This window comes from Actinoplanes sp. NPDC051633 (assembly GCF_040681735.1).
Classification (GTDB): Bacteria; Actinomycetota; Actinomycetes; order Mycobacteriales; family Micromonosporaceae; genus Actinoplanes.
Genome location: NZ_JBFAZH010000077.1, coordinates 1 through 13,262, shown reverse-complemented (window position 1 = coordinate 13,262; position 13,262 = coordinate 1). Strand labels below are relative to the sequence as shown.

12 protein-coding genes are annotated in these 13,262 nt (G+C 72.4%); 5 read left to right on the top strand and 7 right to left on the bottom strand.

All coding sequences use genetic code 11. The features are described from left to right. The coding region (locus tag AB0M20_RS07370; RefSeq protein ID WP_364295228.1) for a hypothetical protein at positions 1 to 311 on the top strand (311 nt) is incomplete at its 5' end. A 276-nt stretch (positions 312 to 587) separates the two neighbouring features. After that, a complete protein-coding gene (gene mycP / locus AB0M20_RS07365) occupies positions 588 to 1,793 on the top strand; it encodes a type VII secretion-associated serine protease mycosin (protein ID WP_364295234.1) in 1,206 nt (401 codons plus the stop codon). 25 nt (positions 1,794 to 1,818) lie between these two features. On the opposite strand, the gene AB0M20_RS07360 is transcribed toward mycP, so the two are convergent. The 6 genes from AB0M20_RS07360 to AB0M20_RS07335 all read right to left on the bottom strand — a co-directional run bounded on the left by AB0M20_RS07360 (position 1,819) and on the right by AB0M20_RS07335 (position 7,635). Beyond that, positions 1,819 to 3,000, bottom strand: coding sequence for a MarP family serine protease (locus AB0M20_RS07360; protein ID WP_364295225.1), 1,182 nt, complete (start codon positions 2,998 to 3,000; stop codon positions 1,819 to 1,821). Positions 3,001 to 3,036: 36 nt separating this feature from the next. Continuing rightward, positions 3,037 to 4,215, bottom strand: a complete 1,179-nt coding sequence (locus AB0M20_RS07355) for a MarP family serine protease (RefSeq protein ID WP_364295222.1) — start codon at positions 4,213 to 4,215, stop codon at positions 3,037 to 3,039. 106 nt (positions 4,216 to 4,321) lie between these two features. After that, positions 4,322 to 5,005, bottom strand: coding sequence for a CoA pyrophosphatase (locus tag AB0M20_RS07350; RefSeq protein ID WP_364295219.1), 684 nt, complete (start codon positions 5,003 to 5,005; stop codon positions 4,322 to 4,324). After that, a complete protein-coding gene (locus AB0M20_RS07345; protein WP_364295216.1) occupies positions 5,002 to 5,583 on the bottom strand; it encodes a TlpA disulfide reductase family protein in 582 nt (193 codons plus the stop codon). Before AB0M20_RS07345 ends, AB0M20_RS07350 begins: the two co-directional genes overlap by 4 nt. Beyond that, positions 5,580 to 6,374, bottom strand: coding sequence for an endonuclease III (gene nth / locus AB0M20_RS07340; protein WP_364295231.1), 795 nt, complete (start codon positions 6,372 to 6,374; stop codon positions 5,580 to 5,582). The genes AB0M20_RS07345 and nth overlap by 4 nt, the downstream gene beginning before the upstream one ends. Before the next feature lie 67 nt (positions 6,375 to 6,441). After that, on the bottom strand, positions 6,442 to 7,635 hold the full coding sequence (locus AB0M20_RS07335; RefSeq protein ID WP_364295213.1) for a CapA family protein: 1,194 nt from the start codon (positions 7,633 to 7,635) through the stop codon (positions 6,442 to 6,444). Positions 7,636 to 7,838: 203 nt separating this feature from the next. Between AB0M20_RS07335 and AB0M20_RS07330 the strand changes: the two genes are divergently transcribed. The 3 genes from AB0M20_RS07330 to AB0M20_RS07320 all read left to right on the top strand — a co-directional run bounded on the left by AB0M20_RS07330 (position 7,839) and on the right by AB0M20_RS07320 (position 12,132). Beyond that, a complete protein-coding gene (locus AB0M20_RS07330) occupies positions 7,839 to 8,516 on the top strand; it encodes a Crp/Fnr family transcriptional regulator (protein WP_364295210.1) in 678 nt (225 codons plus the stop codon). A gap of 162 nt (positions 8,517 to 8,678) precedes the next feature. After that, positions 8,679 to 10,115: a carboxyl transferase domain-containing protein gene (locus AB0M20_RS07325; RefSeq protein ID WP_364295207.1), complete on the top strand. Its 1,437-nt coding sequence runs from the start codon at positions 8,679 to 8,681 to the stop codon at positions 10,113 to 10,115. A 10-nt stretch (positions 10,116 to 10,125) separates the two neighbouring features. Then, positions 10,126 to 12,132 carry a biotin carboxylase N-terminal domain-containing protein gene (locus AB0M20_RS07320; RefSeq protein WP_364295204.1) on the top strand — a complete coding sequence of 669 codons (2,007 nt, stop codon included), beginning with the start codon at positions 10,126 to 10,128 and terminating at the stop codon, positions 12,130 to 12,132. A gap of 66 nt (positions 12,133 to 12,198) precedes the next feature. Here AB0M20_RS07320 and AB0M20_RS07315 read toward each other — a convergent pair. Further along, positions 12,199 to 13,262: alpha/beta fold hydrolase (locus tag AB0M20_RS07315; RefSeq protein ID WP_364295201.1), on the bottom strand; the 1,064-nt coding region annotated here is incomplete at its 5' end.

The following is a 13,262-nucleotide window of genomic DNA, read 5'->3' as shown; positions in this document are numbered from 1 at the left end:
ACGACCTGGTCGTCTCCGGCCCGACCAACCCGCTGCAGCCGCTGCTCCAGTACCTCCCGCAGGCCCGCGACATCGGCCTGCACCTGGTCATCACGCGGCGGGCCGGCGGGGCGAGCCGGTCGCTCTACGAGCCGGTGATCCAGCGCCTGCGCGAGCTGTCGTCCCCCGGTCTGGTGATGTCCGGCCCGAGCGACGAGGGCGCGCTGATCGGTCCGGTCAAACCCGTGCCGATGCCACCCGGTCGTGGTCGACTCATCACGAGGCGTGAGGGAGTGAGGTTGATCCAGCTCGCACACCAGCCGCCCTACTAGGGCAAACGCACCCAGTGTGCGATCCGTCCGGCCGGACCCCCTGAACAAAACGTGGATTCGGAGTAATCTCCCTCCATCGACCGACCCCTTCGTCAGATTGGCTCGTCGCACAGTGATCGCATGGAGCACAGCCTTCCAGGGCGGCCGTGTGTGCGGCGGTGTGCGTTGGTGACGGGAGCGCGGCCGGCCTTGCGGGCCTCGTCGGCCGTGCTGGCCGGGCTGATCGCGGTGGGCGTGTCGTCGGCGCCGGCGGCAGCGAGCGCTCCGCCCCTCGCCATGCCCGGCGCTGTCCCAGCCGCTCTCCCTGGCCAGCCCGTCTCGGCGCTCCCCGGCCAGCCCGTCGCGGCTGAGACCGTGCGCTCCGAGCAGTGGCATCTCAAGACGCTGAACGTCACGGGCGCCTGGGAGTACGCCACCGGCGGCGGGGTGACCGTCGCGGTGATCGACTCGGGCGTGGACTCGCACCACGTCGACCTCGAGGGCCAGGTGCTGCCCGGCCTCGACCTGGTCGACGCCAAGGGCGACGCGGACACCGACCTGGTCGGTCACGGCACGACCGTCTCGGCGCTGATCGCGGGCAAGGACGACGGCGCCGGCGTGGTGGGCATCGCGCCCAAGGCGAAGATCCTTCCGGTACGCGTGCTCGACCGTGCCAACCGCTACGACGACGCGGTGATCGTCGCCAACGGTGTCCGGTGGGCGGTCGACCGCGGCGCCCGGGTGATCAACCTGTCGCTGGGCGGCAGCGGCAGCAGCCCCGCGCTCGCCGCCGCGCTGGACTATGCGTTCGCCAAGGACGTCGTGGTGGTCGCCTGCACCGGCAACACGAGCGCTTCGTCGGCCTCGGGGGTGTGGTATCCGGCTCGCGAGCCCGGTGTGCTCGCCGTGGCCGGCCTGGAACGCTCCGGCGACACCCTGTGGTCCGGCTCGATCACCGGCCCCGAGACGGTGGTGGCCGCCCCGGCGACCCAGCTCGTCGGCGCCCGCCCCGGCGGATACTGGCGGGTCCAGGGCACGAGCTTCGCCGCGCCCATGGCTTCCGCGACGGCCGCCCTGATCCGCTCCCGCTGGCCCGACATGACGGCCGGCGAGGTCATCAACCGGATCATCAAGACGTCCCACGACCGCGGGCCGCAGGGCCGGGACGCCAAGTACGGCTACGGCATGATCGACCCGACCGCCGCGCTGACCGCGGTGATCCCGGCGACCGAGGCCAACCCACTCGACACGGCGCCGCCTCCCGGCGTGGCCCGGATGGGCAGCCCGCTGCCGGCCTCCGGCCAGGCACAGTCGGCTCCCGACAAGCTGAGCTCGGCGCAGCGGGCCGGGGAGCCCGTCGCCGCCCCGGGCAAGAACGCGGGCGTCGAGGTGGCGGTCGGCGTGCCGCCCGAGCCGTCGTCCCCGAACGGCTGGTGGGCGGCGGCGGTCCTGTTCGCCCTGTCCCTCCTGGCCGGCGCCGTGGTGGTCCGCCGCTTCGGCTGACCAGGCGCCGCAAACGGCCGGTTGGTCAGGCTGCGCAGTCGCCCGTGTCCACCTCTCGGGTCTGGTCCTCGGCCTGCTGCGCCGACCCGGCCACCTCGCGGGCCGACAGGGCGTAGCCCACGTTGCGGTCGTCGCGCGCGGCCGCGAAGACCACGCCCAGCACCCGGCCCTCCGGGGTCATCAGCGGCCCGCCCGAGTTTCCGCTGCGGACCAGGGACCGCATCGTGTAGATCTCGCGCTTCACGTCCTCCCGGGTCTCGTAGATGTCCATGCCCGGGCGGACCGCTAGCTCGCCGATCCGGGCCGCCTGCGCGTTGTACGGGCCGCCCAGCGGATAGCCCAGCACGATCGCGCTCGCGCCGGGCCGCACCGCGTCGGCGAAGGGCAGCCGGGGCGCCCGCAACCCGGGTACGTGGATCACCGCGATGTCCCGTTCGGGCTCGAAGAGCACCACGGTCCCGTCCAGCGGCCCGTCCTCGGTCTCCACCTGGACGTCGCGGGCGCCGGCCACCACGTGCGCGTTGGTCAGCACGCGCTCCGGGGCGTACACGAAGCTCGAACCGTCGATCCGGCGCGCGCAGCCCGGGGCATAGGCCCGCACCTTCAGCACCGACCGGCGGGCGTTCAGGACCAGCGCCGACTTCGCCAGCGCCGGGTCGGGCGCCGCGACGTCCCCCGCATTCGTCGGGGTGAGGCCGCTGAACACCTCCGGGAAGGCGTTCGTGTCCAGGGTCGTGCGCAGGGCCGCCGACAGCGCCTGCGCCTGCCTCGGCATCAGGCCGTCGATGCCGGCCAGCACGGCGCTGCCGCGCACCTCTCGGTTGAGCCAGGTCACCGACGTCGACTTCAGCGGGATGGCGACCAGCCAGGCCACCAGCAGCACCGCCAGCAACGAGACGACCGCGCCGCCGGCGTCGTCCACCCGCCGCAACGGCGGGTGAGCGATCGAGCGGCGCAACCTGGTGCCGGCCAGGCCGGCCAGGGTCTGGCCCAGCACCGCCAGCGCGAAGATCGCGACCAGTGACACCACCACCCGGACGGCGCCGTCGGAGAACTGGCCGGCGAGCAGCGGACCCACCTGCAGACCGACGACCGCACCGACGAAGAAGCCGCCGAAGGACAGCACGCCGGTCACGAAACCCTGCCGGTAACCGCTGATCGCGAAGACCAGCATCAGCAGGATCAGGACCCCATCGACGGCATACACCGGCACAGGGTAGAGACCACGGGCCAGAGCGCCCGGTCAGGCGCAGTCGCCGGTGCGTACCCCTCTGGTCCGCTCCTGGCCCTGGCTGGCGACCCCGGAGGCCTCACGGGCGGTGAGCGCGAAGCCGACGTTGCGGTCGTCGGCCGCCGCCGCGAAGATCACGCCGAGCACCTTGCCACCGGGCGTCACCAGCGGCCCACCGGAGTTGCCGCTGCGCACCAGCGCCCGGATCGTGTAGATCTCGCGGTTGACCTCGCCGCTCTCGTAGATGTCGGGGCCCGGGATGTTGCCGACGTCGCTGACCCGGGCGGACTGAGCGTTGTACGGCCCGTCGAGCGGGTAGCCCAGCACGATCGCGCTCGCCCCCGACCCGGCCTGCTTGTCCACGAACGACATCCGCGGCGCGCGCAGCCCGGGCACGTGGATCACCGCGAGGTCGCGCTTGGGGTCGTAGACCGTCACGGTGCCGTCCAGCTCACCGTTGTCGGTCACCACCTGCACCTCCCGGGTGCCGGCCACCACGTGCGCGTTGGTCATCACCCGCTCGGTGGCGTACACGAAACCGGAGCCCTCGATGCGGCGGGAGCAGCTCGGCGCGTACCCCCGGATCTTGAGCACCGACTTCTTGCTGTTGATCACCACCTGCGATTTCGCCAGCTTGGGGTCTGGCGCCGCGACCTCTTTCGTCTTGGTCGGGGCAAGCCCGCTGAACACCTCGGGGAAGCCGTTGGTGTCGAGGGTGCTGCGCAACGCCGACGACAGCGCCTGCGCCTTGGCCGGCATCAGCTGGTTGATGCCGCTGAGCACGGCACTGCTGCGCACCTCGCGGTTGAGCCAGGGCAGCGACGTCGACTTCAGCGGGATGGCGACCAGCCAGGCCACCAGCAGCACCGCGATCAGCGACACGACCGCGCCGCCCGCGTCGTCGACCCGCTGCAGCGGGCGGCTGGTGATCGACCGGCGCAGCTTCGTGCCGAACCAGCCGGCCAGCGTCTGACCGAGCACGGCCAGCGCGAAGATCGCGACCAGCGAGACCACGACCCGGATCGCGCCGTCCTCGAACTGGTTCGCGATCAGCGGGCCGACCTGGAGACCGATCAGGGCGCCGCTGAAGAAGCCGCCGAAGGACAGCGCGCCGATGACGAACCCCTGCCGGTAACCGCTGATCGCAAAGACCAGCATCAGCAGGATCAGGATCGCGTCGACCACGGGCACCCACTCAGCGTAGAGATGACGGACCAGCCGCCCGGAGCCTGCCATCGCTCCGCGGCTCGGCGATCGATCGCCGTCGTGGTCCAGACCGTAGCCGTCGCGCCCCGGCTCATGGGATCACCTCGTCGGGGGCGCCGCCCGGCGCGGCCGGCACCGGGACGGCCGCCGGTGGCAGATCCTCGACGCGGGCGGTGTCCCACGGCCGGCTCCAACCGGCCAGATCGAGCAGCGTCGAGATCACCCCGGCGGTGAAACCCCAGACCAGCATGCCGCGGACCCGGAACGCCGGCCCGATCCAGCCGGTCGGGTGGCGCAGCCGGGTGCGGTTGGCCGGATCGACCAGCTCGGCCACCGGCAGCCGCTCGACCCGGGCCACCTCGGCCGGCTGCCGGGGGCCCACCGGGTGCGGCGCGTGCCACCAGGCCAGCACGGGGGTGACCTGGAACCCGCTCACCGGGATGAACAGCGACGGAAGCTCGGTGAGGACGGTGGCGGTGGACGGGTCGAGCCCGACCTCCTCGGACGCCTCGCGCAGGGCCGTCGCCGCGGCGTCGGCGTCGCCCGGGTCGGAGGCGCCGCCGGGGAAGGCGGGCTGGCCGGCGTGGTTGCGCATGGACGCGGCCCGCTGCAGCACCAGGACGTCGGGGCCGCCGCCCGGCTGCTCGCCCAGCAGGACCAGCACGGCGCTGGGGCGCCCGGCGCCGTTGGGTGAGCGCAGCGCGGTGAAATCCTCGGCGCGGGACCCCCGCACCCGGCTCAGCAGCGGCTCCCACCAATACGGCAGCTCGGTCACGGCGTCACCGTCACACCGGTGTGCGTGCGTACCAGCTCGGACAGCTTGCGGGCGTCGACCGGCAGCGGATGCACGTAGCCCCGCCCGGCGGTGTCGACGAAGACCGTCACCGGCAGCGTCACCTTGCCGAGGGCGGCGAGCAGCTTGCGGTCGCGGTCGTACAGGGTGGGGAAGGTGACGCCGCGGGCCTGGCCGAACGACGCGGCCGCCTCCCGGCTGTCGCCCACGTCGACGCCGATCACGTGCAGGCGCCCCTCGGCACGCTCGGCCAGCCGCTGCACCACGGGCAGCTCCTCGCGGCAGGGTCCGCACCAGGACGCCCACATGTTGATCACCGCCGGGCCGCGCAGGTCGGTCAGAGCGACCGGCCGGCCACCGGTGAAACAGGGAAGGGACAACTCCGGCAAATTGCCGGCGCCTCGGGAAGAGGTCTCCGGCGCGGCGGAGGGTGGCGACGCGGCGAGAGCGGCGCAGTCATCGAACGGCGAGACCGTCTCGGGCGGCGGCTCCGCCGCCGGGGGCGGGGCGCTGCAAGCGGCGAGCAGCAGCACGAGCGGCGGGATGAGCGCCGGCCTCACGGCGCCTCCGGCGTCGCCATCGCCGCCGCCGGCACCAGCGCCGGGTCGATGCCGGCGTGCTCGGCCAACTCGCGCGCCCGCGGACCTTTCAGCAGCTTGGCCGCACCGGCGGCGTCGGTCGGGCCGGTGCCGTACGACGGGCACATCGGCGCGAGCGTGCAGGCTCCGCAGGCCGGCTTGCGGGCATGACACACCCGCCGCCCGTGGAAGATCACGCGGTGCGACAGCATCGTCCAGTCGCGTTTCTCGATCAGCTCCGCCACCTGGAACTCGATCTTGACCGGGTCGTCCTCGTGCACCCAGCCGAAACGGTTGACCAACCGGCGGAAGTGGGTGTCGACGGTCAGGCCCGGGACCCCGAAGGCGTTGCCGAGGATGACATTCGCCGTCTTGCGCCCGATGCCGGGCAGCGTGACCAACTCGTCCAGCTTGCCGGGCAGCACCGAGTCGTAGCGGTCGACCAGCGCCTGACCCAGCTTGATCAGCGAGTCGGTCTTGGCCCGGAAGAAGCCGGTCGGCCGGAGGATCGCCTCCATCTCGGCGCGGTCGGCGGCGGCGTAGTCGGCGGGTGTCAGGTAGCGCTTGAACACCGTCGGAGTGACCTCGTTGACCCGCACGTCGGTGGTCTGCGCCGACAGGATGGTGGCGACGGCCAGCTCGAGCGGTGTCGTGAAGTCGAGCTCGCAATGCGCGTCGGGATGGATCTCGGTCAGCTCACGCGCCATCTTGCGGGCGCGGCGCTTGCGGCCGATCGGCGTCTCCCCCGCGAAACGCCTGGCGGAACGGGCCAGAACGGCCGTCGCGGCGGCGGCAAGGGGTCGAGTCACCGATAAAGAGTACGTCGAGGGTACGACAGGCTTAAGCGCCCGGCGGCGTGATCGAGCCGTCCTTGCCGATCCGCGCCGCGGTGTCGCCGAAGTCGTCCTTGGAGAGCTCGGCGACCATCTTGCGTCCCCGCTCGTTGTCGTCGTCCCGGGTCGGCACGCCGGTCGCGTTCATGTAGGTGGAGAGCACCTTGCCGCCGGCCCACGACCCGTCCGGCTTCAGGGACGCGTGCAGGATCGCGCCGTACTTCAGCACCCCGTCGCTGGAGAGCGTCTTGCCGCCCCCGGCGAAGTTGCCGAGGCTGTACGCGATCAGCCTGCCCTTGTAGAACTCCATGCCGCGCAGCACGTGCGGCCCGTGCCCGATGACCACGTCGGCGCCCGCGTCGACGACCGCGTGCGAGAACTTGATGGGGTCGCCCCTGTTCTCGCCGAAGAACAGCTCGTTGCCCGGCTTGACGTGCACCTTGTCCGAGCCCTCGGCGCCCATGTGCACCTGCACCACGACCAGGTCGGCCTCCCCGGCCGCCTTCTCGACCACCGTGCGCGAGGCGTCCAGGTCGTTCAGGTTGTTCGCTCCCTCGTACGAGGAGAAGCCGACCACCGCCACCTTGACCCCCTCCACCGTCACCACGGTCACCTGACCCTCGGCGCCGGTGTGCTCGAGCCCGGCGCCCTCGAGCGCCTTGACCGTGTTCCGGTAGCCCTGCGCGCCGAAGTCCTTGGAGTGGTTGTTCGCGGTGTTGAGGAGCTGGAAGCCGGCGTTCTTGAGGTGCTTCGCGTACGAGGGCGGCGAGCGGAAGGCGAAGCAGTTGGCCCGCGGCGGCGACCCGCACTTGGACGTGCCGGTGTCCCCGGTCAGCGGCTGCTCGAGGTTGCCCATCACCAGGTCGGCCTTGAGTCCCTCCTCGACCGAGTCGAAGAAGCCCTCGCCGCCGTTGGCGGGCAGCTTGTTGGGCGCGCTGCCCATGATGATGTCGCCGGTCGCGGACATCGTGATCGACTCGACGGCCGCCTTCTCCTCCCTGGGCGCGGCTTTCGCCCGGGTCGAGGGAGCGGCGGAAGCGGGAGTGGCGGCGTGCCACGTCGCCGGGTCGTCCGAATTGCCCCTGTTGGCCAGCGCGACGCCCGCGACACCGGCGCCGAGCAGCGCGGCCACGACGATGGTGGCCGTGAGCAGGGGGTGGCCGAAGAGTCCGCGACGGGCCCTCGGGGGGTGGGCATTCATCGACGGCGACGATACCGTCGGTGGGCAACCGCGGACGACCCGTCATTCGGCTGATGGCCATCACCCAGAGCGACGAAATCCGCGATTGTCACAGCCGCAGCGGTTACGCTGCGGGACTTGGATCAAGGGGTGCCCGCCCGTTTCCGGCCCGCGTGCGCCTAGACTGATCGAGCGCGGGCGAACGCGCAGGTGGAGGTGCGGCGATGGATGAGGTGCTGGCGCGCAGCGGGATCTTCCAGGGCGTGGACCCGGAGGCCGCGGAGGCGCTCGCCAAGGAGATGGACACGATCGAGGTCCGCAAGGGCGACATCGTCTTCAACGAGGGTGAGGCCGGCGACAGCCTGTACATCGTGCTGTCGGGGAAGATCAAGCTGGGGCGACGGGCGGCCGACGGCCGGCAGAACCTCGTCTCGATCATGGGGCCGTCGGACATGCTCGGTGAGCTGTCCCTCTTCGACCCCGGCCCGCGGACGGCCACGGCCACCGCGGTGACCGACACCCGGCTGGCGCGGCTGCGGAAGTCGTCGCTGCGCCCGTGGCTGAACAATCGGCCCGAGATAGCCGAGCAGTTACTGCGCGTGCTCGCGCGTCGGTTGCGCCGGACGAACGACGCCCTCGCCGACCTGATCTTCACGGACGTCCCGGGCCGGGTGGCGAAAAATCTGCTGCAGATGGCCGGCCGCTTCGGCACGCGTGACGGCGGCGTCCTGCGGGTCACCCACGACCTGACGCAGGAGGAGCTGGCTCAGCTGGTCGGCGCGTCCCGCGAGACGGTGAACAAGGCGCTCGCCGACTTCGCCTCCCGCGCGTGGCTCCGGCTCGACGGCAAGAGCGTGATCATCCTGGATCCCGAGCGGCTGGCCCGCCGGGCTCGAGTCTGACGAACCGGAAAGGGGCCGTCCGCATCGCGGACGGCCCTTTTTCATGCCCGCGAAGTGCCCCGCAAACGTGACATCAAGATCCGTGTCGCACCCGGTCAGCCACTCGTTGTCGAAATGGTCGAGAGGCACGACATCTCAGTGAGACGGAAGCGGGGTGACTTCATGACCGTCCTTGACACCACGATCGACCCACGCACTCCGGGCTACCTGCAGAACCGTAGCGCGATGCTGGAGCGGCTGGCCGAGCTGGAGGCGGCGCTGGACGAGGCGCGGGCCGGAGGCGGGGAGAAGTGGGTGACCCGGCATCACGCCCGCGGCAAGCTGCTCCCCCGCGAACGCGTCGAGATGCTGCTCGACCAGGACAGCCCATTCCTCGAGCTGTCCCCGGTGGCGGCCTGGGGGTCGAGCTACCCGATCGGCGCGAGCGTGGTCACCGGGATCGGCGTCGTCGAGGGCGTCGAGTGCGTGGTGATCGCGAACGATCCGACGGTGGACGGTGGCGCGGTCAACCCGTACACGGTCGAGAAGATCCGGCGCGCGGCCCGGATCGCGGCGGTCAACCGCCTTCCGCTGGTCAACCTGGTCGAGTCGACCGGCGCCGCGGCGCCCACCGGCCCGCCGCCCGGCGGCGCGATCGCCCGCGACCTCAGCCAGCTCACCGCCGATCGCGTCCCGACGGTGTGTGTGGTCTTCGGCGCGACCAACGGCGACGCGGCCTACCTGCCGGCCCTCTCCGACTACACGATCATGGTGCGTGGACACGCCAAGGTGCTGACCATCCACCCCCAGCCGGTACGCAGCACAGCCAACGGCCGCGGGCCCGAGGTGCGCAGCGCCCCGACGGTGCCGGCGGGCGTGACCGGGCCGGCCGACCAGCTGGCCGAGGACGAGCGCGACGGGCTCCGGCTGGCCCGCCAGTGCGTACGCCGATTCAACTGGCGCAAGCGGGGTCCCGGACCCCGCACCTTCCCGCCACCGGCCCCCCGCTACGACGCGGAGGACCTGCTCACCATGTCGAGCGCGGACGTCTTCGACCCGCGCGAGGTGCTCGCCCGGATCCTGGACGACAGCGACTTCGACGAGTTCAAGCCGTCTCAGGGCACCGCGCTGGTGACCGGCTGGGGCGAGCTGCACGGCTACCCGATCGGCGTGGTGGCCAACCTCGGTGGCGCCTTCACACCGGCCGAGACGCAGAAGGCCGTGCACTTCATCCAGCTCGCCAACGCCACGGACACCACCCTGCTGTTCGTCCAGTACACCGGCAACGCGACGATCGAGGACCGGGAGGCGGCCGACGTCCGGCACGGCGCGCCGCTCGTGCACGCCGTGGCCAAGTCGACCGTCCCGCACCTCACCTTGATGATCGGCGCCACCCCGGCCGAGGAGATGGGCGGCGTCTACGGCCGGGCGTACGAGCCGCGGTTCCTCTTCAGCTGGCCGGTGGAACGGCCCGCCGAGGAGCCGGACCAGCGCCGGAAGCTTCCCGACGACGGCGTCATCGACCCCCGCGACACCCGTACCGTGCTGGGCCTCTGCCTTTCCGCCGTGCACAGCGCGGCGGTGCAGGGAGCAGAGCACGTGGGCGTGTTCAGACCCTGAAAGGTACGCAGTGATCCGTCGTCTTCTGGTGGCCCACCGTGGTGAGATCGCCCGCCGGGTGTTCGCCACCTGCCGCCTGGTCGGCATCGAGACCGTAGCCGTCTACTCCGACGCGGACGCCGACGCGCCGCACGTGACGGAGGCCGACTACGCCGTCCACCTGCCCGGGAACATGCCGTCGGCGACCTATCTGCGCGGCGATCTGATCATCGCGGCGGCGAAGCGCGCGGGCGCCAACGCGGTGCACCCCGGCAACGGCGTGATGGCCGAGGACCCGGACTTCGCCGCGGCGGTCGCCGACGCCGGGATGATCTGGGTGGGCCCACCGGCCAAGACGCTGGGCACGCTGCACGACAAGATCGAGAGCAAGGAAAGGGTCGCCGAGGCCGGGGTACGCGTGCTGCCGACGCACACCGACCCGCAGAAGGTCACCGAGTTCCCGGTGCTGATCAAGCCGGCGATCGGCGCCGGCGGATCCGGCATGCGCGTGGTCCGCGACCGGGTGACCCTGGCCGAGGCGGTCGCCTCCACCCGCCAGGAGGTCGGCGGCGACGTCTTCTGCGAGCCGTACGTCGAGGACGCCCGGCACATCGAGGTGCCGATCCTCGCCGACGCGCAGGGTGCCGTGGTGCCGTTCGGCGAGCGTGAGTGCTCGGTGCAGCGCCGCTACCAGAAGATCGTCGAGGAGACCCCGTCGCCGGCGGTCGACCAGGGGCTGCGCGAGGAGTTGTGCCGGGCGGCGGTGGTCGCCGTGCGTGCGCTCGGCTTCGTCGGCGTCGGCACGGTCGAGTTCCTCCTCGACCCGGCCGGGGACTTCCACTTCCTCGAGCTCACCCCGAGCCTGCAGGTCGAGCACGCGATCACCGAGTGCGTCTCCGGGTACGACCTGGTCCGGCTGCAGCTGCTGGTCGCCGAGGGCGGCAACCTGCCGATGCCGGGGCCGCCGCCGATCCGCGGGCACGCGATCGAGGTGCGCATCTGCGCGGAGGATCCGGCGTACGCGTGGCTGCCCGCCGCCGGCACCCTGCACCGTTTCGCCGTGCCGGACGTGGCCGGCTCGTTCCGCCCCCTGCCCCAGCCGGGCCTGCGCCTCGACAGCGGTGTGGTGGACGGCTCGGTGGTCGGCGCGCACAACGAGCCGATGCTGGCGAAGCTGATCGCCTGGGCGCCGACCCGCCCCGAGGCTTCGCGGATGCTGGCCTCGGCGCTGGCGCGGGCCCGCCTGCACGGCGTGGTGACCAACCGTGACCTGCTGGTGCGCGTGCTGCGCCACCCGTCGTTCCGGATGGGCGAAGTGGACACCGGGTTCCTGGACCGGCATCCGGAGGTCTTCGCGCCGTTGCTGTCCTCGGTGGACGCCGTACGCATCTCCTGCCTGGCGTCGGCCCTGGCCGGCGCGGCGTCGCGCCGCAGCGCCGCCAAGGCCCTTGCCTCCCTGCCCAGCGGCTGGCGCAACGTGCCGTCCGGCTCGCAGACGGCGGTCTACGACGGCCCGGCCGGTCCGGTCGAGGTGGGCTACCGGATGAACCGGCACGGCGAGCTGGCCGGCTGGTGGGTGCGCGCGGTGGATCCGGAGGAGCTGGACCTGGCGGGTCTGGGCCAGGAGCCGACGATCGAGGACCACCCGCCGACGACCGTGGTGCACGCGTCCTCGGACCGTGTCGTGCTGGACGTGAGCGGCATCCGGCTGACCTTCGGCGTGCACCGCGTCGGCGAGGTCTCCTACGTGGACAGCCCCGAGGGCTCGGTCACGCTGCGCGAGCTGTCCCGCTTCCCGCTGCCCGCGCCGGAGGCCGCGGAGGGGTCGCTGATCGCGCCGCTGCCCGGCGCGGTGCGGCGGGTGCTGGTGGTGCCGGGCCAGAGGGTACGCGCGGGCGAGCTGCTCCTGACGCTGGAGGCGATGAAGCTGGAGCATCCGGTGCACGCCCCGTCGGCCGGCGTGGTGGCCTCCCTCCCGGTGCACCCGGGCGCGGAGGTGGACACCGGCGAGCTCCTGGCGGTGCTCGACCCGGAGTAGGGGCCCGAATTGTCCGCCCTTGCCGGAGGCTCAGCGGCCGGTAGCAGCACAACCCCGGAGCAGGGGTCAGTCTCTGGCCAGGGAGATCAGCCGGTCGAGGACGTGGCCGCCGGCCGTGCGCAGCCCGTTGTGCAGGAACTCGTCGGTGAGCCACCGGCGCATCCCGGGCAGCAGGTCGGCCGTCTCCTCCGAGTACCGGCGGAGCACGTACGGATCGTCGGCGTAGATGATGGCGGCGCACGGCACCTCGACCCGCGCGAGCACCTCGGCGTCGTAGAGGCGCGGCCACTCGTGCTCGGCCAGGATCGCCGCGACGTCGCGGTAGGGCCGCAGGCCGGGCGTCTCCTCGAAGTGCCAGGGATACAGGTGCTCGCCGGTCAGCAGGAGCGAGTCGCCGGCGAAGTCGTCGGGCCGGGTCCGGTCGGCCGACCAGCGCGTGGCGCCGCCGTCGGCGTAACTCGCCTCGTGCAGCACCGCGTACAGCGGGTTGCGCGCGCCGAACGGCAGCAGCGCGGCGACGTCGTGCCGGAAGCCCGGCGAGGCGAAGTCGAGCTCCAGCAGCTGGTGCAGCCGCTCGGCCCCGCCGTCCATGCCCAGGTGGTGGCCGAGGGTGCGGATCAGCCGCGGCGACAACGGCGTGCCGTCGAGGGTGCTGATCCCGCCCGCGGCGCTGCACTCGAGCAGCTCCGCCAGCCGCGCGGCGTCCTGCGGGAACCTCCGGTGGTAGCGGATGTTCAGCCGGCGCATCACGTCGTAGGCGGCTGAGTACACGTCGTCGGCGGGATGCCCGACGGGCGGCAGGCCACCGGTGAAGAACACCTCCCGGAGGCTGTCCGGCGCGACGGTCAGGTAGTGCAGGCTGCAGTACCCGCCGAAGGACTGGCCGAGCAGACTCCACCGCCGGGCGCCCAGGTGCTCCCGCAGGCTCTCGGCGTCCCGGACGATGGCATCCGCGCGGAAATGCGTCAGGTACTCGGCGTCGGCCGCCGGATCCGGACCGGGCGAGCCGTAGGGCGTGGACCGGCCGGTGCCGCGCTGGTCCAGCATGATGACCCGGAAATCGCGCAGGGCGCGCTCGAGCCAGGCCGGGGACGCCGGACGGGCGGAGGGCCGCGGCGCCTCGTGCCCCG

Coding starts and splice junctions, on each gene's coding strand:
- mycP (WP_364295234.1), top strand. CDS start 588: ATGCCCGGCGCTGTCCCAGCCGCTCTCCCTGGCCAGCCCGTCTCGGCG.
- AB0M20_RS07335 (WP_364295213.1), bottom strand. CDS start 7,635: ATGAATGCCCACCCCCCGAGGGCCCGTCGCGGACTCTTCGGCCACCCC.
- AB0M20_RS07330 (WP_364295210.1), top strand. CDS start 7,839: ATGGATGAGGTGCTGGCGCGCAGCGGGATCTTCCAGGGCGTGGACCCG.
- AB0M20_RS07325 (WP_364295207.1), top strand. CDS start 8,679: ATGACCGTCCTTGACACCACGATCGACCCACGCACTCCGGGCTACCTG.